We start from the raw sequence: 24,436 nt of genomic DNA, 5'->3' as shown, positions 1-24,436 counted from the left end.
GCGCAGCGGGAGCCGCCCGAAGGGGGCGGCTCCTTTGGTGTCCGGGGAGGGGCCACCTTGGCGAAACCTTAGCGAAGTGCGGGGGCGAACCTTGCCAAAACCTTGTCTGCCCGGAGGGGCGGGCCTGGGCAAAACCTGGGCAAGGCAAAGAGGGCGAGCCTTGGGCAAACCTTGGGTGGTTCCCTCGGCTTACTTTGCGCCGTACCGCTCTATGGCGCCCTCGGCCTCCTCCATGGTCTTAGACCAGCCGCCGCCGGGGATGAAGCCGAACTCGGGTTCGCCGCTCACTTGGCCGTCCTGCTGAACGGTGCGGTAGTTTATGACGCGCTGCTGGCGCGTCTCCTCCCACTTGTCGATGCTGGCCAGCAGGTCGGGGAGGGCCGGGGGAGCCGTGACCTTCGCGGAGATGATGCCCTCGCGCTTGGCCAGCTCCGCCACGTTCGCCTCCGCTGCCGCGTTCCCGGCGACGGCGACGGCGGCGGTCACTATGTCCGACTCGGTGAGGGTCGAGCGCAGGGAGAGCGTCTGGAGGTAGGCGAGCTGGCCCTGGGAGGGGGCGGCTGCCAGCGCCTTCTCCACGTCGCGCCGGAGGTCGGCGAACAGCGGCGCCTCCTTCGCCAGGCACCGCTCCTTCGCCGCCGTCGATGCGGCGATGTACTCAGATGTGGCCTCGTGGTCGCGCTTTGCCTTGAGGTCGGGGAGGAACTGGCGGTTGTCCTCCAGCTTCCCCAGGTACGCGCTGTAGAGGGCATCGACAGTGCCCTTCATCTCGTTCTCGACGGCTTCCAGGCTGTTCTGGTAAGTGCCCATTCGGGCTCCTTTCTCTCGTGGCGGCTTCCTCGCCGCCTACTCACTAGCAAGGTTGACTCTTCAGTGTCCTCCAACACCTCCCCCTTCACTGCGGCCCCTTCTGGTTCCTGCCTCTGGTTTATTCTGGTTTCGGACAGAAACCCCAGGGAAATTGGAAAAAGTGCGGGGGCATTTCGGGCAAAGTGCGGGGGTATTTGCCAAAAGTGCGGGGGTATTTGCCCCCGCGTTTCCCATACGAAGCGCGGGGGATGACAATTTCGCTAGGGCGGTTCGTCGGGCCTCTCGGGCGGTAGCGGCATCACGGCGAAGAGCGCGGCGTGGCCCTTGATTCCGTCGTGCACCTTCTCGATTAGGCCGACTTCCTGGAGCCCGCGAATGGCCCTCTCGGCCCCCCGGTCTCCGGCGGCGAGCACTGATGCCGCCCAGTCCCTCGGAAGCTGCACCGTCTGCACAGTCTGCTCGTCATCGTCTATCAGATCGAAGCGGCCCTTCGCCACTAGGTAGTCGTGCAGCCATCGAGTCTCAGTTCCCCGCAGGGAGTCGCCGTCCTTGATCTTGCCCACGACTTCCGGCCACAGCTGGGGCCAGGTCGCGTTCTTCCTCCCGGCCATGGCGGCCTCCATCGCTATTCGCTCGGTTGACGCCCTCACCAGTCCGAATGGCTCATCGGTTCGAAGCACGACTAGCCCTCGATCTCGTCCACCATCGAGCGGCGCAGCCTCATGTATGGGCGCACCTCGGGGTGGTCGTCAGCGATGCGGCGGGCGAGCGCCGGGGCTATCACGTTGTTGATTCGGGTGCCCCGCCCCCGGCGGTCGGTGAAGTCCTTGCTCCGGGCCTCCTCCAGAAGGAGGCGCACCGAGAAGCGGCGCTCGGCCCCCGCCTCCTCAAGGGCGCGGCGCTCGATGTAGCATAGGGCGTCGGGGTTGGCGTCCATCCAGTCGGCGCACTTGGCCGCAAGCTCGGCCCCGCGTGCCGCGCGGTACTCGCCCTGCATCGCCGTTGCCATGGCCAAGTCGCGCTCGATCTCGGCGCGGGTGCGCCGTGCATGTGCCCGTGCATCTGCTGGCGCATATGCTGCTGCAAATGCTGTCGGTGTCCCTGGTTGGGCTTCGGTTGCGCTTCGGTTGGCGTTCGGCTGGCCTCCGGCTGTGCTACTATGGCAATGCCCGATCTGGGCGGGGCTGGCCGCTGTGCTCGCCAAAGTGTCGCGGTCGGCCCCTTCTCTACCTTTCACGCTTGCCCCTCTCCACGAACTCGGCGAAGTCGGCCTTCGCCACGTACCAGAACGCCCCGATCTTGAAGGCGTTGGGAATCTCGCCCGACCTCATCAGCTTGCGCACCGTCTTCGCGCTCTGGCGGATGATCTCGGCCATATCGTCAGGCGTCAGAAGGTCGGGGTAGCCCTCGAACATCGCCGCCGTTTGCGGGGCGCTGGGCGCCTCCACGATCTTGCAGCCCGGCGGCAGCTGCACTACCGGGGCGCTCATGCGGCTTCCACCTCTTCGAACAGCTCCATAGGGTCGCCTTCCCAGCCCAGGGCGTCGGCGATGTTCTGGGCCTGGGAGCGGTACATAAGCGCCTGCTTTTCTGCACGCGATATCGTGCTGGCGTCAACGCCGCTTTCTCGGCTGAGCGCCCGCTGGGAAAGCCCCTTTTCCTTTCGTAGCATGGTCAATCGTTGCATTTTGCTTCCTCCAATCATTAGGGGTTGACCTCATATGATTGATAATGGTAATGTACGTGTACACTCAAAATCAACCTAAATAAGTAAAATTTACTTGAAAGGAGTGCTAGGATGAGTTCCACCCTGTTTAACTGGTCTTTGTACGGGGCAATGGTTCACCACTTGCGCAAGCGCAAGGGCATTAAAAACATCGCGGATTTTTCTCGGACGATTTACCGCTTTACTCATTGCGAGGTCAACAAGGATGTTCTCGCGCGCATTGAGCAGGGGCGCCAAGTTCCAACAGCAACGCAGTTCATGGCAATAAACCTATTTCTTTTCGGGAAAATCTGGGCGGATGATTATCCGGAATTTTCCGCTTGCGTTGGCTCTTCCTGGCGATTCTATAACGAGGAAAAGCGAAAGGTGCTGCTTGACCCCTCTCGGTCTTCCTGGTGGCGCGGCTCCCCCGAAAGAGTATCCGACGATGGAAGAAAATTCGTTATTGATATAGATAACCGAGTTTTCCCCTTGATTTACGACCTTGACCGATTCGTCCCGCTGGAACGTCCGGAGATCGTGAGGGCTTCCAATGAGTTCGGAGCTTATACCTGCGAGCTGTACGGCTGCGCTGATGACGGGCTTTTTGTGGGCCGCATTCTTGAAAGCGACGAATACGAAGAGGCCAAACCCGCCCGCTAGGGCGTTTGGAATAGATGCGAGCGCAGAGCAGACAAAGGAGGTGAATTGATATGGCGAAAGGCGATGGCGGCATCCAGGAACTCCGGCGCGGCGTTTGGCGCGTGTCGGTGTCGGCTGGCAACAATCCCGCGACGGGCAAGCGCCAGCGCGTGACGCGCGTAGTGCACGGCACGAAGGCAGAGGCCCGCAAGGTTCGCGACGATATACGCCGGGGACTCGACAACGGCCTGAGGCCGGACGGCGGGAAAGTGCGCTTCCTGGAGTTTGTGACCACGTTCAGCCAGGCGCGGCGCACCGCCGGGAAGGCATCGGAAGACCGCATAGCGAAGGACGAGAAGAGCCTGAAGCTGTGCGGCGAGCTTCTGGGCGACCCGCCGCTGTGCAAGGTGGACGCGAGGGCAATAGAGGCCCTTTACCCCGCCATACGCGAGCGGCGCGAGGCCCAGGGGTTCCGGTGCGGGAACACCACCCTTCACGGCTACCACGTGCTTTTGAAGTCGTTCTTCCAGAAGGCCGTTGACTACGACCTCATAGGCCGCAACCCGTGCAACCGGGTGGAGGCCCCGAAGGCCGACAAGCCGCAGCGGCGGGCGCTGTCCATCGATGAGGTGCGGCGGCTGCTGGCGGCGGTCGATGCCGAGGAGAGGAGCGCCCTTGAGGCGCTGGCGGCCAAGGAGCGGCGCCAGGCCGAGTGGGGCGTCGCGGAGGATCGCGGCTACCTGCTGGGAATGCGCGAGGTGTGCCACGTGCTGGCCGTGCGCCTGGGCATCGCGACGGGTATGAGGCTCGGCGAGGTGCTGGGGCTCACGTGGGGCGCGGTCGATTTCGGGCGCGGCCTGGTGTCGGTGGCGCGGACGCTCAAGGCCGACGGCACCTTGAAGGAGCCGAAGACCGAGGCCGGGAAGCGCGTCGTGGCCGTCGATGCGGTCACCATGGCGCACCTCAAGGCGTGGAAGGCCCTCCAGGCCGAGACGCTGGACACGCTGTGCGTAGACGTGGGGGAGGCTTCCCCGGTGCTGTGCTCGGCCACGGGCGGCTTCCTCGGCATCGCGAACTTCGAGCGGTGGTGGAGGTCGTTCCGCGCCGAGGCGGGCTTCCCCGATCTCCGCTACCACGAGCTGAGGCACACCCAGGCGACCCAGCTTCTCGCCCAGGGCGTGGACGTGAAGACGGTTCAGGCGAGGCTCGGCCACTCCGACGCTTCGCTGACGCTGAACTGGTACGCCCATGCGGTGCCGGAGAACGACCGCGCCGCCGCCGACAGGCTGGGCGAGCTGTTCCGCGAGGAACCGAAGCCGTGCCGCATCGTGGAGCTTAAGAGCGCCTAATCTAGCCCATTGGCACACGATTGGCACACGCGGCAAGTTTTTGAACGTTGAAAAAAGAACAGGCCAGCAAGATTTTCGCCTGCTGACCTGCACAAATTCTGGAGCCAACGAGCGGATTCGAACCGCTGACCTACGCATTACGAGTGCGTTGCTCTACCAGCTGAGCCACGTTGGCATACGCGCTTCTTTCAGAAGCGACTGCAAAGTATAGCGAAAGCGAACGGGTTTCGCAAGGAGAAAACGCGAGGTCTTCGCAGGGCGGCGAGCGGGCCGCGGGCGACTGCTGCCTTCTCGCCGCCCCATCTCCTGGGCTGGGAAGCGAATCATGAGGTAGAGCGCGGCGATGGCCGCGAACGGCATCATGCGCGGTCGGCCGCCGGCATCATTTGAATCTGGGAAGGATTATAGGGCGGCGCGCGCACCCCACGGTATACTGGGCGTCATGAGAAAAACCGCAGAGGGGAAATTGTTACCCTCCAGATAAACGTTGAGGTGCGCATCATGGGCTTGAGGTTTACGCTCGCGAAGGCGGCTGGGGCCGTTTCCACCTGGGGGCTGCGTCATGTGGCCCACCGTCCGGCGGCAAATTTGCCGGGGAAGATCGCGCTTAAGGTGGACCCGGTGCTGCTGGACGAGTTGCGCGGCAAATGCGCCGAGGGCTCGGTCGTCACCGTGGGCACCAACGGGAAGACTTCCACGAACAATCTGTTGGCCGATGCCTTCGAAGCGGCTGGTCGCACCATCATCTGCAACCGCACCGGGGCAAACCTGGCCGCGGGCATTGCCTCGGCGCTGCTCCAGCAGCCGGCGGCTCAGTGGGGTGTGTTCGAATGCGATGAGCTGTGGCTTGCTCACGTGCTGCCGCGCCTGCGCTCGAATTATGTGCTGCTGCTGAATCTGTTCCGCGACCAGCTGGATCGCTGTGGCGAGATCGACCGCATCCAAACCTCCATTGCCGGCGCGCTCGCCGCCTCGCCCGACACGGTGCTCATCTACAACGCCGACGACCCGCTGTGTGCCCGCATTGCCGATACGGTGGACAACCTCTCTATTCCCTTTGGGCTGGCCGAATCCATGGACCTGGCCCAGAATACCGTGGCCGACGCGCAGATGTGCCAGAAGTGCGATGGCATGATCCAGTACCGCTACCGCCAATACGGCCAGCTCGGTGATTATTTCTGCGAGCGCTGCGACTTCGCCCGACCCGAGCTTGCCTATGCCGGCCGCGATATCTCCCTCGGCGCGGGCGGCGTGACCATGGAGGTCTGCGGGCCTGCGGCCTGCGAGCGGGTGCGCACGCCGCAACCGACGCCCTATGCGGCCTACAACCTGGTGGCCGCCTACGCGCTCTGCCGCGAGACGGGCATCCCCACCGCTGCGTTCCAGCGGGCGGTCGAGGCTTTCGATCCGCGCAACGGACGCTTGCAGCGCTACCGCCTCGGCGGCCGAGACGTGCTGCTGAACCTGGCGAAGAACCCGACGGGCTTCAATCAGAACCTGAAGATCGTGGAGGCCGACCGCGGCCCCAAGATGGTGGCGTTCTTCATCAACGACCAGGTGGCCGACGGCCGCGATATCTCGTGGATTTGGGATATCGACTTCGAGGAGCTGGCCGACCGGCCCGATACCGTGGTGTTCGCCGGCGGTTCGCGCGCCCACGATTTGGCCGTGCGCTTGAAGTACGCTGGTATCGAAGCCCCTGTCGTCGATTCCATCGATGACGCCTTCGTGCGCCTCGGGGCGCTCACAGCCGCAGACGTTATGCCGGCCGATGCCGCCGTGTACGCCATCGCGAACTACACGGCGCTGCCCCCTGTGCATGATGCCCTGAACGCCATGGAAGCTGCCGAGGCTCTGCGCCCCGCCGCAAGCGCCGAGGCTCCCGCAGGCGCAACGGCCACAGTTCCCGCGGCTCCCGCAGACCCCGCGGGTCCCGCTCCCTCCGTTGGCGATGGCGACTCGTCCTCCGCCGAGCCCCCCGTGGTCATCGCTCACATGCTGCCCGACCTGCTGAACCTCTACGGCGACGGCGGCAACGTGCGCATCTTGGAGCAGCGCCTGCGCTGGCGCGGCATTCCCGTGGAAGTGCGCCGTGTGGGCCATGGCGAAACGGTGGAGCTTTCCGAGGTGGACCTCGTCTTCATGGGAGGTGGCCCCGACCGCGAGCAGAAGCTGGCGAGCGAGCAGCTGCTGGCCATGCGCGACGACCTGGCCGCCTACGTGGAAGCCGACGGCCCCCTGCTCGCCATCTGCGGCGGCTACCAAATTCTCGGCCGCCAGTGGCTGTGGGGCGACGAGCTCGTGCCCGGCCTCGGCATCATCGACATGGAAACGCGCCGCCCCGGAACCTCGGCCGACCGGCTCATCGACAACATGGTGCTCGAATCGCCGCTGGCCACGCACCCGGTGGTGGGCTACGAGAACCACGCCGGCCGCACCTACTTGGGCCCGGGCGTGGAAGGCTTCGGCCGGGTTGTGTCGTCGTGCGGCCGCGGCAACAACGACGACGACCGGGTCGAGGGGGCACGCTACAAGAACGTGGTGGGCACCTATTCCCACGGCCCAGCGCTTTCCAAGAACCCCGAGGTGGCCGACTGGATGCTTGCCCGCGCTTTGGATCGTCGCGCCAGGCGCACGGGACAGGCGGCTCCGAAGCTCGTCCCGCTGGACGATGCGGTGGAGCTTGCGGCCAACGAGGTCATGGTGAGGCGCCTCGCAAAGTAGCGGCGCTTTTGCTCGGTCACAGGTCTCGCCCGCTTCCCTCGGTGTTTGCCGAAGGGGGAATTGTGGGTAAAATAGCCGCGTCCTATGGCTTTTCACTGGTAAAAAGGGCGATTTTCTTGCGTCGTGTATTTCTTTTATACCAAAATGTAACCTTGATTTACGCTAACCGCGACGACGAGGTCTATGGCCGTGCGCCATAGCACATGAAACAGGAAAGCGAGACCGCCACAGATGACCGAAACGTCAGGAAGCAACAACCCCCGCGCCCAGCGCGGCAGCCATGCCTCCCAGCCTGTCGGCAAGACGAACAATCCGCGGCTTTCCCAGCCGGTGGGCGCGTCCAACAACCCCCGCCATTCCCAGCCGGTGGGCGCGAGCCGCTCGCAGCCGGTGGGGCCGCAATCTTCGCAGCCCCTCAACAGCGTGAACGTCCCTGCGAATGTCGTGCCCGTGCTTCCGGAGGGCAATCCCTATTCTCGCGCGGCGGCGGGCGGCGATTACGCCCAGGATCGTCGCCGCAAGAAGCGCAAGCGCATCGCGCTCGGCGCGCTGGCCGCCGTGCTCATGCTGGCTTTGGGCGGCGTTGGTATGGCCTTTGCCTACATCAACCAGATCGAGTCCAACTTCAGCGAGGATATTACTCCGGAGGTTCAGGAGGCTCTCGAGAAGCCGGCTGACTACGACGGAGGCACGTTCTACATGCTGCTTATGGGCACCGATAAGTCGAAGGAGCGCGAGAAAGGCGAATATGCTGGCGATACGTTCCGCTCCGACTCGATGATCCTCACCCGCGTTGACCCGGAGAACAAGAAGGTCACCATGGTGTCGCTCCACCGCGATACGGAGACGGAAATTGAGGGTTACGGCATGCAGAAGCTGAATGCGTCCTACGCCTTCGGTGGTCCGGCCGGCGCTATTAAGGCCGTCTCTCAGATGGCCGGCGTGCCCATCTCCCATTACGCCGAGATCAACTTCGACGGCTTCAAGGACGTGGTGGACGCGCTCGGCGGCATCGAGGTGGACGTGCCCATGGAGATCGACGACAAGCGCGCCGGCGGTCACGTGGACGCGGGCAAGCAGACGCTCAACGGCGACCAGGCGCTTATCCTGTGTCGCGCACGCCACGCCTACGACGAGTACGGCGACGGCGACCGCTACCGCGCGGCGAACCAGCGCCTGGTGCTCGGTGCCATCGCGAAGAAGATCCTCTCGTCGGACGTGGCCACCATGGCGAGCACCATCGAGGCGCTGTCCCAATATGTGACGACCGACTTCAAGATCGCCGATATTTTGGCGTTGGCGAACTCCCTGCAAGGGCTCGACCCCTCGAAGGACATTTACTCGGCCATGGAGCCGACGATCAGCGAGTACCGCAACGAGACCTGGTACGAGCAGCTGGACGTCGAGGCATGGAACACCATGATGAACCGCGTGAAGCAGGGCCTGCCCCCGACCGAGACCGATCAGGTGGACGAGCTGAACGGCACGGTGCTCGCGAGCGCGGGCGATGGCTCCGGCGGCACGAGCGACCAGGAAACGGGTGTGCAGGCGGCCGACGGCACCTCCACGACGGGCAAGACCTTCGGCGAGACGCGCACGGGCATTGTGACCATTAAGAACGGCAACGGAGTGAACGGCGTGGGCGCCGAGGCCTTGGAGCGCATCAAGCCGTTGGGCTATACGGCCGATGCCAGCAACGCCAACTCCTTCAGCTACGATGAGACGGTCGTCGTGTTCGATACCACCGACCAGCGTGCCTATGCCGAGGAGCTCATCGACGCGCTCGGTTGCGGACGCGCCGTGCAGAACAAGAACGGCGAGTATGTCTACGAGGGCGATTTCCTCATCCTCATCGGCTCCGACTGGAAATAGGAGCCTCGCGAGCAAGCAAGAGAGGGTCCCGGGAATCCCGGGACCCTCTTGTCGGTAAAGGAGACCCATGCGATTCGTTTCGTGGAACGTGAACGGCATCCGCGCCGTGCTGAAGAAGAACTTCCTGGAAGTGTTCGATGCCTTCGATGCCGACATCTTCGCCCTGCAGGAAACCAAGTGCCAGGTGGGCCAGGTGGAGCTGGACCTGCCCGGCTACCACCAGTATTGGAGCGCCGCCGAGAAGAAGGGCTACTCGGGCACGGCGGTGTTCACCCGCGAGGAGCCGCTGCGCGTACTGCACGGCCTGGGCAACGACTACCTAGATACCGAGGGGCGCATCGTGGCCTGCGAGTTCCCCCAGTTCTGGTTCGTGAACGTGTACACGCCGAACTCTCAGAACGAACTGGCGCGCATCGACCACCGCATGGAGTGGGACGACGCCTTCCGCGACTTCTGCAAGGGGCTCGAGGCCGGCATGCTGCCAAGCGGCGAGGCGAGCGAGCCCAAGCCCGTGGTGATGTGCGGTGACTTCAACGTGGCGCACCAGGAGATCGACCTGAAGAACCCGGGCCCCAACCGCGGCGCCTCGGGTTTTTCCGACGAGGAGCGCGGGAAGTTCACCGAGCTTTTGGATGCGGGCTTCACTGACACGTTCCGCCTGCTGCATCCCGATGAGACGGGGCGCTACAGCTGGTGGAGCTATCGGTTCCGCGCGCGGTCCACGAACGCGGGATGGCGCATCGACTACTTCCTCGTGAGCGATGCGCTGCGCGAGGCGGTCGTAGCCGCGAGCATCTACGACGACGTAGAGGGGTCGGATCACTGCCCCGTGGGCCTCGATCTGGATCTTGCGTAAGGCCGTCTGCGTCTCTCGCGGCTGCTGATGGACGGCGCCGGGGCACCCGCTGCGCCCCCCTCCACCGCGCCCTGTCCCGGCCGCGTGGAACCTCGTTTGAAAGGACCGTCATGCTGCGCATTACCGTTATTGCCGTGGGCAAGCTGAAGGAGAAGTTCTGGACGGCGGCCTGCGACGAGTACCTGAAGCGGCTGCGACCCTACGCCAAGACGGCCGTGGTCGAGATCGCGGATGTGGATCCGGCCCGCGCGGGCGGGGTGGATGCGGCGCGTGTTCGCGAGGGCGAGGGCATTCTGGCAGCGGTGCCGGAAGGGGCGCGGGTCATTCTCATGGCCATCGAGGGGGAGCAGCGCTCAAGCGAGGGCTTCTCCCAGCACCTGGACGAGCTAGCCCTGCGCGGCGAGAGCGATTTGGCCTTTGTTATCGGCGGGTCCGACGGCGTGAGCGATGCCGTGCGCGCCCGGGCTGACGAGACCTTCTCCTTCGGTCCCGTCACGCTGCCCCACAACCTGGCCCGAGTAGTGCTGCTCGAGCAAATCTACCGCGCCTTCAAAATCTCCCGCGGCGAGCCCTACCACAAGTAGGGGAGGCTTGTTTGGACAAAAAGCGACGGTTCTCGTAGTTTAGAAGGCATGATGGGGCGCCATCGTCGAGCGGGACCAGGGAAAACGCTCGCGGGGTACTTTGCCAGACTACGAGAACCGTCGTTTTTTGTCCATAGGAGATGGCCGCGGTTCTGCCAGGAAGCCCTCCTCGCCCATGGCATCACCGTTTTGCAGCCCTACTTCTCCACCACTTCCACGGTCACCGCGGCCGGGGCGGACAGCTCGGCGGTGCAGTGGGGGCAGCGGGTGGCGCCCACGTTGATCTCCTCCAGGCAGAAGGGGCAGGTGGGAGCGTGCTCGATGACCTCCTCGCCCTTGGCGTTCCTGAGGAAGGGCAGCTTCGCCGTGCCGTCCTTCATCTTGTTGAAGGCCTTCACGATCATGAACACCACCCAGGCCACAATGAGGAAGTTGATGATGGCGCTGATGAAGGCCCCGAAGTCGATGCCGTTGGCGGTACCTGCCACGGGGATGGTGAGGCCGGCCACGTCGGTGCCATTGCCCCCGGTGATGAGCTTGATGAGCGGGTTGATGATGTCCTCGGTCAGCGACGTGACGATAGCGGTGAACGCCGCGCCGATGATGATGCCGACGGCCATGTCGATCACATTGCCGCGGTTGATGAATTCCTTGAACTCGGCGAGGAGGCCTTTCATGGGCAGTCCCTTCTCGTGTGATGCCTTCCGTCTTGGTATTATCCCGCTCTTTCGCCGCGCGTCTATAACGTCGTGATAACATGGCCCCAACCGTTTACAAGGAGTTACGACAACCGTGGATACAGCGAAGATTGAAGCAGGCGTGCGCCTGATTTTGGAAGGTATCGGGGAAGACCCCAACCGCGAGGGCCTGCTGGAAACGCCCGCGCGCGTGGCCCGTATGTACGAGGAAGTGCTCGGGGGCCTGGAAGAAGACCCGTCGCGCCATTTCGACGTGACCTTCGACGAGGGCCACAGCGAGATCGTGCTGGTGGGCGACATCCCCTTCTACAGCATGTGCGAGCACCACTTGGCGCCGTTCTTCGGGCGGGCGCACGTGGCTTACATTCCCGGGGAGGACGGCCGCATCTGCGGCATCTCGAAGCTGGCCCGGCTCGTGGACGGCTTCGCCAAGCGCCCCCAGGTGCAGGAGCGCCTGACCGGCCAGATCGCCGACACCCTGGTGGAGGCGCTCAACCCCGCCGGCGTCATTGTGGTCATCGAGGCGGAGCATTTGTGCATGTCCATGCGCGGCGTGAAGAAGCCAGGCGCGAAGACGACGACCCGGGCCGTGCGTGGCTGCTTTACGACCGACGCCGACGCTCGTTCCGAGGCCCTGGCGCTCATCTTCCGCTAGGGGCGAAGGGCGCGGGCTGCAGGGCGCGGAGAGCCTCAAGGGAGTGCTTGTCGCCTCTGTCCCCGAGGTGATCTTGCGGGCGTTTCGGATGCCCCGCAGGGCAAGGGCCGGGCCCTTGCCGCCCACGAAGGTAATCGCGCGGCCCTCGGGCCGCCTGAAAGAGAGGAACCATTATGAAGTGCGTCATCTCCGTTCTGGGCAAGGACCGCTCCGGCGTCGTTGCCGCCATCGCCACCGTGCTGGCTGACTGCGGCGCCAACATCGACGACATCTCCCAAACCATCCTCGGCGAGGGCCGCATGTTCTCCATGACCATGATGGTGTCGCTGGATGTGGCCACCGCCGACTTCAATACCGTGCAGGAGCGCCTCACCGCCACCGGCGAGAGCCTCGGCATGCAAGTCCTCATCCAGCGCGAGGACGTCTTCCAAGCCATGTACCAAATCTAGCGCCGACGAACCACGCAGCGCGCCGGGTCGCGATCTCTGCACCAGGTCGCGAGGGCTCGCTGCTGACGGTGCGCTAGCGGGGGCGGTGGACTTCGCCCCAGGTGCACATTTGGTCGAGCACTTCCATGAGCGAGGCGCCCAGCTCGGTGAGAGAGTACTCCACCTTCGGGGGAATCTGGGGGTACTCGGCGCGCGCGATAAGGCCGTCGCGCTCCAACTCCTTCAGGTTCACCGACAGCGTCTTGTCCGAAATGCGCCCCAGGTAGCGGCGCATACACGCGCAACGAGATCGCTATCAACATCGGCAACCACAAGACCACCGAGAACATCCTGGCCAAGGGCGCCTTCACCGTGGCGCCGGCCGATGCGGCCCACGTGGTGGAAGCCGACTACTTCGGCATGGCCACCGGGCGCACGGTGAACAAAGCCGAGAAGTCGGGGCTGACCTTCGTGCGGTCGGCGCATGTGGATGCGCCCGTTATCGAGGAGTTTCCTCTTACCATGGAATGCATCGTGCGCGACGTGCAGGACTGGGGTGGCGAGAAGCGTTTCATCGGGGAAGTGGTGAACACACGAGTTGACGAGGCGATCCTCGACGAGGAGGGCCGAGTGGACTTCGACCGCATGCGTCCCATTGTGTACGACTCCACGCGCCGCATCTACCGTGTCGTTGGCGAGGAAGTGGGCGGCGCCTGGGATGCCGGCCGCGCGCTGATGTAGTCGACGCAGCGGCACGCTGTGTTGTTGCCTCGCGAGGGCGCCTGTTTCCGCGACGGGCGCTCTCGCTTTGGGTAGGTGCGACCAAAAAATCACATTTTCCAAGCTATTTTGTGCGCTCGCTGCTTGGTTGGTAGCCTGCCTCTAAAGAAATGCCAGTTCAGTAAGGGATGCAACGATCCTTCCCGATCGCTCTTCGCTGACTGAAATGGAAAACATGCTTTTTTGGGCGCCATTTTCTGGAAAATGTGATTTTTTGTACGCCCAGATTTCTGAAGAGCTCAATTCTGCCCATTATTTCACAATTTCCAAGCGTGGCCTATGAGATGTCCGGATGGGGGGGGCGGTGGCATTGCAGCGCCCTCCCGGCGGGGCCGCGCTCGTGTACAATGGGGGCACCGAACAGCACGAGCGCAAGGCGGGAAAACATGGCGCAGCCGACCGAGAAGCAGAACATCGCCCAGAATGCGGCTGAAGGCTGCAATACCGTGACGTTTACGGCAACGGATGGCACGGTCGTCTCCTTCCCGCTCGATTTCCTCATCGAGCGGGGCGCTATCATTGCCGACAAGATCAACGGCGAGAGCATCGCCGATGTGATGGGGTGCTCCAACCAGCTGTGGATTCCCGGTTTCCCGGCTAAGTACTTCATTCGCGACATCGCGAAGATCGATTTCACGCGCGAGGACGAGGTGCCCCCGCTGCCCGACTTCACCGATGACGGGCACGACTACACCAACCGCCCCAACGTTTCCTGCAAGGCGGAGTACGTGGGCCGCGTGGGCGAGCCGATGGTGTTCGAGGGCTGGGCCGACGACTTTGACAAGCGCATCGTGGCCGTGGAATTCTCGCTCGACGACGGCATAAGCTGGACGCGCCACGAGACGACGGGCGCCGATGCGGTGCGCTGGGTATGGTGGACCTTCGAGTGGACGCCGCAGGAGGAGGGCATGTTCGCCATGAAGGTGCGCTCAGTCAACGAAGACGGCAAGGCAAGCCCCATCCCGGCCGTTCATAACTTCCAGGTAATGGCGTGATAGAATCTCGCGATGCGCAGGCGGCGATTGCGCTGCCCTGCGTCTAACCGCGATTTCAAGAGGCGAGATACGGCAAGCGAGATATACCTATGACACGAATCTATACGTGCAACATTCCCATTGAGGCCGATGTGGTGGATGCGTTCTGCGCGCTGCAGAAGGGCTTTACCGACCAGTTCGTGTACTACGACAAGGCCCGCGCCTGCCGCTACATGGGGCTGGGCCGCTGCATCGCGCTGCCGAGTTTGCGCGAGGTGGAATACGAGAGCGGCGAAGGAGCGGAGGCGCGTGCGCCTCGGGGGGTCGGGGACGGCTTCGGCGCGGGTTCCGGCGCGGCTCCCGATGGCGCGGCCCTGGAAGGCGCAGCCCAGCCGCCGGTGTTCTTCTCGTTCAACCGCTTCGACGCCACCAACCCCGCCCCGGCTGACGAGCTGATGGCATCGTTTCCCCGGCTGCGCTTCATGTTGCCGGAAATCGTGCTCATCGAGAACGAGCGCGGGCGCTTTCTGCAGGTGAACTCGCTGGGGCCCGTGTACCCGGGGCGCGTCGCCCGCTTCCAGCGCATGGTGGCCGCCGCGCCGCGCCGCCGGGCCGAGGCGATCCCCTTTACAGTGGAGCCCGACTCCCGCGCCGTGTGGGATGCCGAGATGGAGGAGGCCCTGGCCGCCATCGCCGCAGGCCGCGTGTCGAAGGTGGTGCTCTCGCGCCGCCAGCGCCTGGTGGCCGCGCGGCCCTTCTCGTCGAAGGACCTGCTCGTGAATCTCATCGACGGCGACGCCCGCGGCACGGTGCTTTTGTACCGCTATGCCGATGTGTTCTTCTGCGGCTGCACCCCGGAGCTGCTCGTGCGCAAGCAGGGCGACCGGGTGGAATCCATGTGCTTGGCCGGCACGTGCCCCGCAGGCGCGACGGATGCGGAATCGGAAGCGCTGGCGGCGGCCCTCATGGCCGACGGGAAGAACCGCGCCGAGCACGATTACGTGGTGCGGCTCATCCGCAGCGTGCTCGAGCGGGTGTGCTACGACGTGGACGTACCCGCTACGCCCCAGATCATGCGCCTGGCCCACGTGCAGCACCTGTTCACGCCGGCGGCTGCTCGGGTGCTCGCGGGCGTCACGCTGGCCGATCTTATGGAAGACCTGCACCCCACCCCGGCCGTGGCCGGCACGCCGGTGGGCGAGGCGAAGATGCTCCTGCGGTCCATCGAGCCCTACAACCGCGGCTTTTTCGCCGGAGCCTGCGGCTTCGTGGACGGCGCCGGCGATGGCGAGTTCTCCGTGGCCCTGCGCACGGGCGTCTTCGACGGGGAAATGGGCTGGGTCTACGGCGGCTGCGGCATCGTGGAGGGCAGCGATGCGGCGGCCGAGTACGACGAGATCGGCCTGAAGCTGCGCACCATCCTGTCGGCTTTCGGGGCCTAGGTTCGCAGCGCCCCCCTTGATTGGTTGCCGCCGGGCCGTCCTTGGGGATGATGCTCCGCGACCGTTCGCTCCTTCGGCGCACTGCGCCTTCCTGTCGCCTTTCGCCCGTGGCGTTTGGGTGCATGCTTGTCCCGATGACGGCGCGGAGCGCTATCATAATGCGCAACGACAGGCGGAAGGACGCACTATGACGACGAGTACCCATCAGACCGACACGGCCCTCTTTGTGGCGGCTTTTTTCGACGAGCTGTGCCGCTGGGGTGTGCGCGACGCCGTCATCAGCCCCGGTTCGCGCTCGACGGCCCTGGCTATGGCGGCCTACGAGCTGTCGCGCCGCCGTCCCGACGATTTGCGGGTGTTCGTGGACATCGACGAGCGCGGGGCGGCCTTCCTCGCCTTGGGTATGGCGAAGGCGAGCGGGCGCCCGACGGTGCTCGTGTGCACGTCAGGCACGGCGCTGGCCAACTACTACCCGGCAGTCATCGAGGCGGAAACGTCGCGGGTGCCGCTTATCGTGCTGTCGGCTGATCGGCCGCCGCAGCTTCAGGGCCTCGGCGCCCCGCAGACTACCGACCAGCTGAAAGCCTACGGCGACCATGTGCGCTCCTTCCGCGCCATGCCGCTGCCCGGCGGACGCGACCGTGACATCGCCTTCGCGCGCCAGGCGGCCCGCGAGGCGGTGCTTTCGGCCCTCGGCCCCTCGGCCACCATGGGATCGGGTCCCTCGGCGGCCTCGGCCCTGCGTTCCGGTTTGGACGATTTCGCGGCTCTGGCCAACTACGACGCGAGCGTGCAGGTGGCCTCGCGGGCGTCAGCGCATTTCGCCGGCCCCGTGCATCTGAACTTCCCGTTGGAGGCCCCCTTGAAGCCCGATTTCGGCAACGCCGACATCCAGGCGGCGTTCCATGGCGCGCGCGATTGCTTTGCCGTGGGCGCGCGCTCGGTGCCGGTGGCCCGGCGCAAGGACGATGCCGAGGAGGCGGACGGACGCCCGGTGCTGGGCCCCTTGCTGGGATCGACCGGGCAGCTTTCGAGCGCGCATGTGGCCGTCATTGAGGAGGCGCTGCGCAAGCGACCGACCTTGGTGCTCGTCGGCGAGGGGGCCTGCGAGACGCTGGCCGAGGCGGAGGAAATTGCCGCTTGGGCGCGGCGCTGGTCGTTCCCGCTTCTAGCCGACCCGCTTTCGGGGTTGCGCTCGCTGGACGACCCGCTTGTCATCGACAACTACGACAACCTCTGCCGTCATGGCAGCTGCCCGCGACCCGAGGTGGTCATCCGCTTCGGGCGCTATCCCGTTTCCAAGGCCACGGCGGCCTTCCTCGAGCGGGTGAGGCCGCTGTCCATCGTGGTGGATGTGGCCGAGACGCGCGACTTCAACGTGTCCACCGACGTGTTCGTGGGCACGACGCCGCTCGGTTTCGTGCGCAGCGTGTGGCACGGCGAGGGCCGCAAAGTGCAGCGCGCCTTCGCGGCGGAGTGGGTCCGCGCCAACGATGAGGCGCGCCTGCGCATCCTGGCTGTGGAGTCGTCGGTGGCGAGCGCTCTGGCCGCAGATGAGTCGCTGCCGCTGCCGGGGGATACGGTGGCCATGCCGTTGCCCGGTGGCACCCCGGTGAGCCCCGCCACCCCAGCGCCGGCAGCGCCCGAGCCGGTGGAAGGCGCCTATGTGCGCGCCCTTCTGGAGCTTATTCCCGAGGGGTCGTGCCTGTTCTCGGCCAACTCCATGGCGGTGCGCGCGCTGGATACGTTCTACTTGAAAGACGGCAAGCCCATCGCCGTCATGGCGAACCGGGGCCAGAACGGCATCGACGGGGTGACCTCCACAGCCATCGGCGCCGCCCAGCACTTCGGGCAGACCACCTTCCTTACGGGCGACTTCACCCTGCTGCACGACCTGAACGCCCTTGCCCTGCAGCGCGAGATACTGATCGAGCATGGTTCGGCTGCGTTGGGAACCTACGGCGGGGACTGCCTTGCGACGGAAGCTGGCGACGAAGAGGCGCCCCTGAGCGCCGACGACCTCCTGGAAGAGGAGGCGGGAGCCGAGGGAGCGGCGCCCTCCATCGTGATCGTGCTGCTGAACAACAACGGCGGGGCCATCTTCGATATGCTGCCCCAGGCCTCCGACGACCCCTACTTCGAGCGCCTGTTTCTGGCGCCCCAGGATGTGGACTTCCAGGCCGCGGCCGATGCCTTCATGGTGCCCTCGGCCCGCGTGGGCTCCGTGGAGGATTTCCGCGAGGCCTACGCCGGCTTTCTGGGACACCCGGGCATCAGCCTCATCGAGGTGCAGCTGCCCCTGCGCGGCGTGAAGGATCGCTACGCTCCCTACCAGGCCTAGGCGGCCGCAATGCGGGAGGAGGAGAACGCTGTGCCGGAAGGGCAGCGGAAGGCTCCGGCAGCTGGACTGGGCTGGCGGAAGGAGTCGGTCGCGGGGCGGCCGGAGAAGGCCCCGGTCATCCTGCTGCACGGATTCGCCCAAACCCCCGCATCGTGGGATGGGGTGGCCCGGATTTTGCAAGGGCAGGGTCGGCGCACCTATGCCCCGAACCTGTTTGAGCCGGAGAGCGGCCTTGCCCTTCGTGCATGCGACTGCGGGGAAGCGTTGACGGCGCCTGGTGATGCGGCTTACGACCGAGCCGGCGGCCCAACGGGCGATCTGGCCGCCGACCCGGCTCGTGACGTCGCCGACAGTCCGACCAGCGATCCGATCAACCATCCGATCGCAGACAAGCCGACCAGCGATCCGGCTAGCCACCCGACTAGCCATTCGGTCGCCGACCCCCTCGCTTCTATGGGGGCGGTGTGCGACCGTGTGGCTGCTATTGTGCGCCTGGTGGCCGCGGCTGAGGGCGCCCCGGTGCTCGTCGGCTACTCCATGGGCGGCCGCATCGCCGCCGAGACGATGGTGCGCCACCCCGGCCTTCCCCTGGCAGGGCTCGTGCTGGAAAGCGCCGGGCTCGGTCCGGCCGACGATGCGGCCCGCGCGGCGCTGGCACGGCGCAACGGTGAATGGGCCGCACGGCTGCGCGAGGGAGGCGTGGCGGCCTTCATGGACTGGTGGGAGACGCTGCCCTTGTTCGCCTCTCAGCGGGAGTTGCCCCCGGCCACCCGCGCTGCCATCCGCATCGGTCGCGAGGCCCATGGTGCCGAGACTCTCGCTCGTTCCCTGGAGGCTTGGGGTGCGCACCATCAGGCGGCGGAAAGCGAGACTGTGGCTGCTCTCGCCCAAATGCGCGTGGCCGATCGTCCAGTTCTCTATTTGGCGGGGTCTCGCGACGAGAAATACGCTGCCCTTGCCGCCCGCGTTCGCGCTGCCGGTCTTCCTGCCATGCTCGTGGAAGGTGCTGGTCATAACGTTCACTTGGAAAAGCCCGAGGTATTCTCAAGGGCCGTTGCGCAGCTTGCAGGGGCACCCCCTTCGGGTCCTTCGCCCTCGTAGTGCGCGACGCTGGCGGGACTGGAGCTGTTTTCTGGCTTGGAATTCACGACCTTGGTCCCAAAACGGAGCAAAAGGACGCACATTGTAAGACACGTACAGGGAAAATGCCGCTGCTGTAATACAGTAGGGCTGCTTTCGGCTGTTTTTCTGCTGCCGAAGGGACCAAGGTCGTCAATTCCAAGCCAGAAAGCGCAGGGGGAGCCCTTCGCTGAAATAATGACCCCCGAACCTTCTTTATTGTGCTAAAGTAGCGGCCATGAATTTCGTGCAGGGACATAAAGGAGGCATGGACGACGCGGCGTTGGCCGTGGCCAGCCAGCATATTGCCCAGCAGTCGTGCGGCGTGGTGGCCTGCGCTCTCATGAGCGCGCACAAGGCCGCCCAGTGTTGCACCGCCGCTGCCGAGCGTGCGCTGGCCAGCGCGCACAAGGCCGCCCAGTGCATCGCCGAGGCTGCCCGCGCTGTGGCCAGCCAGCACTTGGCCCAGCAGTCCCCGCGCGAGGTCTCCCCACAATTTGAGTTCCGATACCAATAGCACACGGGTTTTCGCCCGTGGCTATTTTTTTGTAGCCGGGGGCGAAAAGTCGTGTGCGCCTTGCGTGTCGGCCTCGCATAGAGGGGTCGCGGGCGGCCGGGGCACTCGGTCGCCGCATCGGGTCGCGTACCTGCGGGGACAGGCGGGCGACCGGCAATATTCGCGCGTTTGAGAAAGAGGAGAGACATGATCGCGAAAATCCTTTTGGTCGTGGCCTTCGTGGCCGTGGCCGTGGCGGTGGGCATCTACTGTCGCAGGCACACCGGTACAGTGGACGGATTCATTCTGGGCGGCCGCAACGTGGGCCCGTGGATGAGCGCCTTCGCCTACGGTACCAGCTACTTCTCGGCTGTGGTGTTCGTGGGCTACGCGGGCCAGTTCGGCTTCAAGTACGGCATCTCGGCCACCTGGGCCGGCATCGGCAACGCCATTCTGGGATCGCTGCTCGCCTGGTGGGTCTTAGGCCCGCGCACCCGCGAGATCACGCACCGGCTGGGCGCGTCCACCATGCCCGAGTTCTTCGGGAAGCGCTACGATTCCCGGGCCCTGCGCATTGCGGCGGCGGCCATCATCTTCGTGTTCCTCATTCCCTATACCGCGAGCGTCTACAACGGCCTATCGCGCCTGTTCGGCATGGCCTTCGCGCTGCCCTACGACGCCTGCGTCATCGGCATGGCGGTGGTCACCTGCATCTACGTGGTGCTCGGCGGCTACATGGCCACGGTCATGAACGACTTCATCCAGGGCATCGTCATGCTACTCGGCATCATCGCTGTCATCGTGGCGGTCATCCTGAACAACGGCGGCTTCTCCGAGGCCATCGTGTCCCTCTCCCAGATTCCCGCCGAGGGAAGCGCCATGCAGGGGCCCTTCGTCAGCTTCTTCGGACCCGACCTGTTCAACTTGCTCGGCGTGGTCATCCTCACGTCGCTCGGTACCTGGGGCCTGCCCCAGATGGTACAGAAGTTCTACGCCATCAAGACCGGTCCCGCCATCAAGCAGGGCGCCATCATCTCCACCCTGTTCGCCTTCGTGGTGGCCGGCGGCTCCTACTTCCTCGGCGGCTTCGGGCGCCTCTACGAGGGCCAGATCGAGTACGCGGCCAACGGCACGCCGGTGTACGACTCCATCATTCCCACCATGCTGTCCACCTTGCCCGACGTGCTCATCGGCCTGGTGATCGTGCTCGTGCTGTCGGCGTCCATGTCCACGCTGTCGTCGCTTGTGCTTACGTCGTCGTCCACCCTGACCATCGACTTCATCAAGGGCAACCTCATCAAGGACATGTCCGAGAAGCGGCAGCTGACCTGGATGCGCGGGCTGCTCGTGGTGTTCATCGCCATCTCGGCGGTCATCGCCCTGTTCCAGTACCATTCCAGCGTGGTGTTCATCGCTCAGCTCATGGGCTACTCCTGGGGCGCTCTGGCCGGGTCGTTCCTCGGTCCTTTCCTGTGGGGCCTGTACTCGGGCCGCATCTCCAAGGCGAGCGTGTGGTGCTCGTTTGTCGTGGGTGTGGGCCTGACGGCCGTGAACATGGGCCTGGCGCTGTCGGGCGGCGTGCCGCTCATCGCGAGCCCCATCAACTGCGGCGCCCTGTGCATGCTCATCTCCCTGGCCATCGTGCCACTGGTGAGCCTTGTCACCCCGGCGGTGCCCTTCCAGATAAAGCCGCCCACGCCGGATGGCGCCATCGACCGCGAGTACGACCGCGAGCTCGCGCAGGAGGAGCTCGCCAGCGCCAACGCCGGAGCCGCCGCCGACGTGTAAAAGCGGCGTGCAATCCGCGCGCTTGCCTAAGCGTTGGAACGTCAAGGGCGCCGAATCTTCGGGTTCGGTGCCCCCTTTCTCACTCTTGAGCCGCGGATTGCGCAGATTTCGACGGCTTTCGTAATTGCCCGCGGCTCACAGACACCGTGCGTAAGAGTTTTCCCAGGTCGAAGTTTTCTGTAACGACGCGAGGGGTGCTTCGAATTACGAAAGTTGTTGATTTCTGTGCAGAATAGGGAAGGTCCCGCAGCTTGTGGGGCCTTCCCTATAGGAGGGCGGTTGTTAAAAGAAGCGAGCCTAAAGGATTTAGTGTGCTGCTCCGCCTGCTGTGTCCTGCACTTCGCCGCCGGTGAAGTCGACGATAGCGCCACGGGCCATTCGCTCTTTGGCAAGGTAGCGGTGGCACTCGAGGTAATCGTTGGGCAGCTCCGGCCAATCGTCGCGCACGCGCAGGATACGGGCGTCGGCAGGACACACGCGGATGCACTGGCCGCAACGGACGCATACGTCGTTGTGGTTGCATACGCCGTCTTCCAAGGTGATGGCCTCCATGGGACAGCGAGTCACGCAGGAGCCGCAGGCGATGCACTTGTCGGGGTCGTAGTCGAGGTTGTAGGCGTTGAAGTTCTTGCCGGCGGGCTTGTTCTGGCCCACAGTGTCCTTGAAGCCCATCAGATTGCCGCAGCTAGAGCCGTGGCAGCTGCACATGATGTCAACGTCCTTCGTGCAGATGGACTCAACAACCATACCGCGATCGATGATGTCCTCGTAAATCTCGATGGCCTCTTCCTGGGTAATCTGCTCCCCAATGCCGTTTTCGATAAAGTACTCAGCCATCTCGCCCAGCGACAGGCACGTGCGCTGCGGATGCTCTTCGGGATAGGGAACGCCCAGGCCTTGCCACATAATGCGGCACTGGCACGGCGAAACGGTGATGGTCTTATGACGGCGGATGATGGCACGCCAATCGTTGTACGGTGCAAGCTTATCCTCGGCGACAACGTCCTCGCCGATGGGGTAGGTGCGGAAGAGCGGGAACGTGTTGTCGAACTCTTGCGCCATGCCGTCAATGCCGTTGACGCCCTTCGCGTTGAACTCGGCGACGGCCTCATAACCGCCGCCCTCAGCACCGCCGTGGGCGAAGAACTCGCGCAGTTCCACGAACTCCCACCAGCCATTCACGTGGGGAAGCAGCTGGTAATAGTCGCATCCAGCGCGGTTCATATGGTAGATGAGGCAGCGGCTGGCCATGTCTTTGAGAATTTCGGCGCACTCTTCCTCAGAACGGCCCGACACGTTCGAGTAGTCGTAAGCCGTGAAGGTCTCGAGCATCGGCATCTCAATCTCATGCTGGGCGTCTTCCTCGCTCCAGGCGAACATGATCATCTCGTAGGACGTGGAGCCCACCTCGCCGCCGAGGCCCTTGCCCATGCGATTGATTCGGTTGCGCAGCTTCACGTACACCGCGGGCACCACGGTGCCATCGGGCAGGATGGCGTCGCCTACGTCCTGGGGCTCGTCGAGAAGCTTCTGCAACCACGGATCGGACTTGTTTGCGTCGGCCAGGTCTCCCGCAGGTGTGGCCTGGGCGATTGGCTCGGGAGCGGCAGGTGTCTCTTCTCCAGAGCTTGCCAGGTTCTCTTCGGGCTTCGCTTGTTCGGCGCAGCTGGCGAGCATGAGCGCGACTGGAACGCCCAGAGTGCTCATCGTTGCGCCCTTCAGGAAATCGCGACGGCTAAATCCACCCGCTGTCACCATTTCCTCCATAGTTTCCCTCTGATCGGTCATAAAAATCTCCTCCTGCTCCAATTGTCCCCTCGGAGCTGTCTGCCCGTAGGGGGCCTGACGAGCCTAGAGTATCAACCGAAAATCCTCGGTACAACAGACAATGCGCACATATGTGTCTAGGCAACGTCCACGGATCTTCGGGGTTAATTGAGCGCCGAAAAGTTGAGATTCACCGGTTTGCCCTATATTTCATTCGTCATAGTGCAGAGTGGAACGTAGGGCGGTAAAAAGTCGGGTCTGGTTCCGTAATACACGTCAACGACAACCTCGTCGGGTGGAGAGGTCATGTTGCTAGCGCACCACTCGAGAAAGATGTCGGTGCAGCCGTATACGTAGGCGTCGATAAATGCTTTGCGTGGATCGTCCTCGGGCGGCTCTTCGGTTTGGAAGACAAGCTTGTAGTACCCTCGCTTCAAAGTTCGCATATGCGTATCGCGGTAGCAGTTCTGCCCAGTGTGATGTGGCAGCTGGCTGAAGAGCGCTCTGTGCTCGCGGGCGAATTCGAGTGACTTAAGCGACCCCTCCCGAGTGTTAAAGACATCGAGGTTCTTTTCGAAATGGTAGATGAAGACGTAGGATATCAAGTCGTTGATGTCGCGGAAGTTGTTGTAGAACGTCTGCCGCGCTGTGCCCGTCTCTCGCAGGATGTCACTCACGGTAACCTTGTTCAGGGGTTTCAGTTCGCACAGCTTAAAGAGAGCCTCCATGTAGCGCGTCTTAACAGATATATTCTCGTGTTCTGCCATGGCAGCTCCCACCCCCGAAGCTTCCTGTCCCCTGAATAAAGTATAGAATAATCTACCGCTGTATTGGAAAAATGCGGCATATTGCCGATAGACAATCTGGCCTAATCCGTCTATTTACGCTTGATATTCTCGGTGCGTAGAATGCAGTTATCGTGTCTTATTTGGGGGGGGGGAGATCCGAAGGTTTAACAGGAGGGGACCTATGCACGAGATGGCACTGGTGCGCAGCATCATGGAAGTGGTGATCGAGGAGGCCGAGGCCGCCGGGGCCGCTGAGGTGACGGCGGTTCATCTCGAGGTGGGCGAGGGCCGCGATATCGTGATCGACCTGTTCGAGAGCCTCTTCCAATTCCTTGCCCGGGGCTCGGTGGCTGAGAATGCGCGGGTCGTCATCAGCGCGGTGCCCTACCGAGTGCGCTGCAATCGGTGCGGTGAGGAGTTTCACCTCGATTTCAAGGATCGACTCTCGCAGACCTGCCTCGGATGCGGGGCAGACCGCGACTACACGCTCATAAGCGGAAACGAGCTCTGCATCAACAAGATAGAGGCTATTCCGCGAACGTGGTGACACCTGTTTTACTCTCCCCTGAAAGCGCCGAGCCCGCGGGCTCGGCGCTTTTTGCGCATTCCGTGGCTCTT

Annotated in this window: 25 protein-coding genes and 1 tRNA gene; 16 read left to right on the top strand and 10 right to left on the bottom strand. The window is 64.0% G+C overall.

Annotated elements, in window-relative coordinates:
- Positions 1-189: 189 nt before the first annotated feature.
- The 5 genes from C811_RS11955 to C811_RS11940 form a co-directional block, all read right to left on the bottom strand.
- The gene (locus C811_RS11955) at positions 190-810 is read right to left on the bottom strand and encodes a hypothetical protein (protein ID WP_016309891.1); all 621 of its coding nucleotides are present in this window, start codon (positions 808-810) and stop codon (positions 190-192) included.
- A gap of 260 nt (positions 811-1,070) precedes the next feature.
- Complete coding sequence (locus C811_RS11950; RefSeq protein ID WP_016309890.1) at positions 1,071-1,421, bottom strand: hypothetical protein; 351 nt, start codon at positions 1,419-1,421, stop codon at positions 1,071-1,073.
- A 71-nt stretch (positions 1,422-1,492) separates the two neighbouring features.
- A complete protein-coding gene (locus C811_RS11945; RefSeq protein ID WP_016309889.1) occupies positions 1,493-1,819 on the bottom strand; it encodes a hypothetical protein in 327 nt (108 codons plus the stop codon).
- A gap of 217 nt (positions 1,820-2,036) precedes the next feature.
- Complete coding sequence (locus tag C811_RS0103740) at positions 2,037-2,300, bottom strand: helix-turn-helix domain-containing protein (protein ID WP_016309888.1); 264 nt, start codon at positions 2,298-2,300, stop codon at positions 2,037-2,039.
- Positions 2,297-2,497 carry a helix-turn-helix domain-containing protein gene (locus tag C811_RS11940; protein ID WP_016309887.1) on the bottom strand — a complete coding sequence of 67 codons (201 nt, stop codon included), beginning with the start codon at positions 2,495-2,497 and terminating at the stop codon, positions 2,297-2,299. The genes C811_RS0103740 and C811_RS11940 overlap by 4 nt, the downstream gene beginning before the upstream one ends.
- 111 nt (positions 2,498-2,608) lie before the next feature.
- Here C811_RS11940 and C811_RS11935 point away from each other — a divergent pair, with 111 nt between their 5' ends.
- Together C811_RS11935 and C811_RS11930 are read left to right on the top strand one after the other, a co-directional pair.
- On the top strand, positions 2,609-3,178 hold the full coding sequence (locus tag C811_RS11935; protein WP_016309886.1) for a hypothetical protein: 570 nt from the start codon (positions 2,609-2,611) through the stop codon (positions 3,176-3,178).
- Between the two features lie 50 nt (positions 3,179-3,228).
- Positions 3,229-4,506 (top strand): tyrosine-type recombinase/integrase, encoded by a 1,278-nt coding sequence (locus C811_RS11930; protein WP_016309885.1) that lies wholly within the window; start codon positions 3,229-3,231, stop codon positions 4,504-4,506.
- Positions 4,507-4,605: 99 nt separating this feature from the next.
- On the opposite strand, the gene C811_RS11925 is transcribed toward C811_RS11930, so the two are convergent.
- A tRNA-Thr gene (locus C811_RS11925) sits at positions 4,606-4,681 on the bottom strand.
- Between the two features lie 326 nt (positions 4,682-5,007).
- Here C811_RS11925 and C811_RS11920 point away from each other — a divergent pair.
- The 4 genes from C811_RS11920 to rlmH all read left to right on the top strand — a co-directional run bounded on the left by C811_RS11920 (position 5,008) and on the right by rlmH (position 10,542).
- On the top strand, positions 5,008-7,230 hold the full coding sequence (locus C811_RS11920) for a MurT ligase domain-containing protein (protein ID WP_016309884.1): 2,223 nt from the start codon (positions 5,008-5,010) through the stop codon (positions 7,228-7,230).
- A gap of 231 nt (positions 7,231-7,461) precedes the next feature.
- A complete protein-coding gene (locus tag C811_RS11915; RefSeq protein ID WP_016309883.1) occupies positions 7,462-9,102 on the top strand; it encodes an LCP family protein in 1,641 nt (546 codons plus the stop codon).
- Between the two features lie 67 nt (positions 9,103-9,169).
- A complete protein-coding gene (locus C811_RS11910) occupies positions 9,170-9,958 on the top strand; it encodes an exodeoxyribonuclease III (protein ID WP_016309882.1) in 789 nt (262 codons plus the stop codon).
- Between the two features lie 110 nt (positions 9,959-10,068).
- Positions 10,069-10,542 (top strand): 23S rRNA (pseudouridine(1915)-N(3))-methyltransferase RlmH, encoded by a 474-nt coding sequence (gene rlmH / locus C811_RS11905; RefSeq protein WP_016309881.1) that lies wholly within the window; start codon positions 10,069-10,071, stop codon positions 10,540-10,542.
- A gap of 197 nt (positions 10,543-10,739) precedes the next feature.
- On the opposite strand, the gene mscL is transcribed toward rlmH, so the two are convergent.
- Entirely contained in the window at positions 10,740-11,219 is a 480-nt protein-coding gene (gene mscL / locus C811_RS11900) for a large conductance mechanosensitive channel protein MscL (protein WP_016309880.1), read from the bottom strand.
- Between the two features lie 115 nt (positions 11,220-11,334).
- Between mscL and folE the strand changes: the two genes are divergently transcribed.
- Together folE and C811_RS11890 are read left to right on the top strand one after the other, a co-directional pair.
- On the top strand, positions 11,335-11,895 hold the full coding sequence (gene folE, locus C811_RS11895) for a GTP cyclohydrolase I FolE (protein ID WP_016309879.1): 561 nt from the start codon (positions 11,335-11,337) through the stop codon (positions 11,893-11,895).
- A gap of 173 nt (positions 11,896-12,068) precedes the next feature.
- Positions 12,069-12,344 (top strand): ACT domain-containing protein, encoded by a 276-nt coding sequence (locus C811_RS11890; RefSeq protein WP_016309878.1) that lies wholly within the window; start codon positions 12,069-12,071, stop codon positions 12,342-12,344.
- A gap of 73 nt (positions 12,345-12,417) precedes the next feature.
- Here the strand turns inward: C811_RS11890 and C811_RS11885 are convergent, their stop codons facing one another.
- The gene (locus tag C811_RS11885; RefSeq protein ID WP_016309877.1) at positions 12,418-12,618 is read right to left on the bottom strand and encodes a winged helix-turn-helix transcriptional regulator; all 201 of its coding nucleotides are present in this window, start codon (positions 12,616-12,618) and stop codon (positions 12,418-12,420) included.
- 14 nt (positions 12,619-12,632) lie between these two features.
- Between C811_RS11885 and C811_RS11880 the strand changes: the two genes are divergently transcribed.
- The 7 genes from C811_RS11880 to C811_RS11855 all read left to right on the top strand — a co-directional run bounded on the left by C811_RS11880 (position 12,633) and on the right by C811_RS11855 (position 21,263).
- The gene (locus C811_RS11880) at positions 12,633-13,064 is read left to right on the top strand and encodes a flavin reductase (protein ID WP_084811497.1); all 432 of its coding nucleotides are present in this window, start codon (positions 12,633-12,635) and stop codon (positions 13,062-13,064) included.
- Between the two features lie 425 nt (positions 13,065-13,489).
- On the top strand, positions 13,490-14,098 hold the full coding sequence (locus tag C811_RS11875) for a molybdopterin-binding protein (protein ID WP_016309875.1): 609 nt from the start codon (positions 13,490-13,492) through the stop codon (positions 14,096-14,098).
- An 89-nt stretch (positions 14,099-14,187) separates the two neighbouring features.
- Entirely contained in the window at positions 14,188-15,519 is a 1,332-nt protein-coding gene (locus C811_RS11870; RefSeq protein WP_016309874.1) for an isochorismate synthase, read from the top strand.
- Between the two features lie 187 nt (positions 15,520-15,706).
- The gene (menD, locus tag C811_RS15935; RefSeq protein ID WP_016309873.1) at positions 15,707-17,860 is read left to right on the top strand and encodes a 2-succinyl-5-enolpyruvyl-6-hydroxy-3-cyclohexene-1-carboxylate synthase; all 2,154 of its coding nucleotides are present in this window, start codon (positions 15,707-15,709) and stop codon (positions 17,858-17,860) included.
- Positions 17,861-17,890: 30 nt separating this feature from the next.
- Complete coding sequence (locus C811_RS15930; RefSeq protein WP_198010030.1) at positions 17,891-18,961, top strand: alpha/beta fold hydrolase; 1,071 nt, start codon at positions 17,891-17,893, stop codon at positions 18,959-18,961.
- Positions 18,962-19,217: 256 nt separating this feature from the next.
- Entirely contained in the window at positions 19,218-19,496 is a 279-nt protein-coding gene (locus tag C811_RS11860; protein ID WP_016309871.1) for a hypothetical protein, read from the top strand.
- Between the two features lie 186 nt (positions 19,497-19,682).
- Complete coding sequence (locus C811_RS11855) at positions 19,683-21,263, top strand: sodium:solute symporter family protein (protein WP_016309870.1); 1,581 nt, start codon at positions 19,683-19,685, stop codon at positions 21,261-21,263.
- A gap of 306 nt (positions 21,264-21,569) precedes the next feature.
- Here the strand turns inward: C811_RS11855 and C811_RS11850 are convergent, their stop codons facing one another.
- Together C811_RS11850 and C811_RS15925 are read right to left on the bottom strand one after the other, a co-directional pair.
- A complete protein-coding gene (locus C811_RS11850) occupies positions 21,570-23,051 on the bottom strand; it encodes a 4Fe-4S binding protein (RefSeq protein ID WP_016309869.1) in 1,482 nt (493 codons plus the stop codon).
- Between the two features lie 182 nt (positions 23,052-23,233).
- Complete coding sequence (locus C811_RS15925; RefSeq protein ID WP_016309868.1) at positions 23,234-23,797, bottom strand: TetR/AcrR family transcriptional regulator; 564 nt, start codon at positions 23,795-23,797, stop codon at positions 23,234-23,236.
- A 202-nt stretch (positions 23,798-23,999) separates the two neighbouring features.
- On the opposite strand from C811_RS15925, the gene C811_RS11840 reads away from it, so the two are divergent.
- Positions 24,000-24,365 carry a hydrogenase maturation nickel metallochaperone HypA/HybF gene (locus C811_RS11840; protein ID WP_016309867.1) on the top strand — a complete coding sequence of 122 codons (366 nt, stop codon included), beginning with the start codon at positions 24,000-24,002 and terminating at the stop codon, positions 24,363-24,365.
- Positions 24,366-24,436 lie beyond the last annotated feature (71 nt).

This window comes from Adlercreutzia caecimuris B7 (assembly GCF_000403355.2).
Lineage (GTDB): Bacteria > Actinomycetota > Coriobacteriia > Coriobacteriales > Eggerthellaceae > Adlercreutzia > Adlercreutzia caecimuris.
The sequence above is the reverse complement of the archived record's forward strand: the minus strand, read 5'-3'. Positions and strand labels throughout refer to the sequence as shown.

Excerpts from the sequence above, each read along its gene's own strand:
- C811_RS11955 (WP_016309891.1), bottom strand. The coding sequence starts at position 810 with ATGGGCACTTACCAGAACAGCCTGGAAGCCGTCGAGAACGAGATGAAG.
- C811_RS11950 (WP_016309890.1), bottom strand. The coding sequence starts at position 1,421 with ATGGCCGGGAGGAAGAACGCGACCTGGCCCCAGCTGTGGCCGGAAGTC.
- C811_RS11945 (WP_016309889.1), bottom strand. The coding sequence starts at position 1,819 with ATGGCAACGGCGATGCAGGGCGAGTACCGCGCGGCACGCGGGGCCGAG.
- C811_RS0103740 (WP_016309888.1), bottom strand. The coding sequence starts at position 2,300 with ATGAGCGCCCCGGTAGTGCAGCTGCCGCCGGGCTGCAAGATCGTGGAG.
- C811_RS11940 (WP_016309887.1), bottom strand. The coding sequence starts at position 2,497 with ATGCAACGATTGACCATGCTACGAAAGGAAAAGGGGCTTTCCCAGCGG.
- C811_RS11935 (WP_016309886.1), top strand. The coding sequence starts at position 2,609 with ATGAGTTCCACCCTGTTTAACTGGTCTTTGTACGGGGCAATGGTTCAC.
- C811_RS11930 (WP_016309885.1), top strand. The coding sequence starts at position 3,229 with ATGGCGAAAGGCGATGGCGGCATCCAGGAACTCCGGCGCGGCGTTTGG.
- C811_RS11920 (WP_016309884.1), top strand. The coding sequence starts at position 5,008 with ATGGGCTTGAGGTTTACGCTCGCGAAGGCGGCTGGGGCCGTTTCCACC.
- C811_RS11915 (WP_016309883.1), top strand. The coding sequence starts at position 7,462 with ATGACCGAAACGTCAGGAAGCAACAACCCCCGCGCCCAGCGCGGCAGC.
- C811_RS11910 (WP_016309882.1), top strand. The coding sequence starts at position 9,170 with ATGCGATTCGTTTCGTGGAACGTGAACGGCATCCGCGCCGTGCTGAAG.
- rlmH (WP_016309881.1), top strand. The coding sequence starts at position 10,069 with ATGCTGCGCATTACCGTTATTGCCGTGGGCAAGCTGAAGGAGAAGTTC.
- mscL (WP_016309880.1), bottom strand. The coding sequence starts at position 11,219 with ATGAAAGGCCTCCTCGCCGAGTTCAAGGAATTCATCAACCGCGGCAAT.
- C811_RS11890 (WP_016309878.1), top strand. The coding sequence starts at position 12,069 with ATGAAGTGCGTCATCTCCGTTCTGGGCAAGGACCGCTCCGGCGTCGTT.
- C811_RS11885 (WP_016309877.1), bottom strand. The coding sequence starts at position 12,618 with ATGCGCCGCTACCTGGGGCGCATTTCGGACAAGACGCTGTCGGTGAAC.
- C811_RS11875 (WP_016309875.1), top strand. The coding sequence starts at position 13,490 with ATGGCGCAGCCGACCGAGAAGCAGAACATCGCCCAGAATGCGGCTGAA.
- C811_RS11870 (WP_016309874.1), top strand. The coding sequence starts at position 14,188 with ATGACACGAATCTATACGTGCAACATTCCCATTGAGGCCGATGTGGTG.
- menD (WP_016309873.1), top strand. The coding sequence starts at position 15,707 with ATGACGACGAGTACCCATCAGACCGACACGGCCCTCTTTGTGGCGGCT.
- C811_RS11860 (WP_016309871.1), top strand. The coding sequence starts at position 19,218 with ATGAATTTCGTGCAGGGACATAAAGGAGGCATGGACGACGCGGCGTTG.
- C811_RS11855 (WP_016309870.1), top strand. The coding sequence starts at position 19,683 with ATGATCGCGAAAATCCTTTTGGTCGTGGCCTTCGTGGCCGTGGCCGTG.
- C811_RS11850 (WP_016309869.1), bottom strand. The coding sequence starts at position 23,051 with ATGACCGATCAGAGGGAAACTATGGAGGAAATGGTGACAGCGGGTGGA.
- C811_RS15925 (WP_016309868.1), bottom strand. The coding sequence starts at position 23,797 with ATGGCAGAACACGAGAATATATCTGTTAAGACGCGCTACATGGAGGCT.
- C811_RS11840 (WP_016309867.1), top strand. The coding sequence starts at position 24,000 with ATGCACGAGATGGCACTGGTGCGCAGCATCATGGAAGTGGTGATCGAG.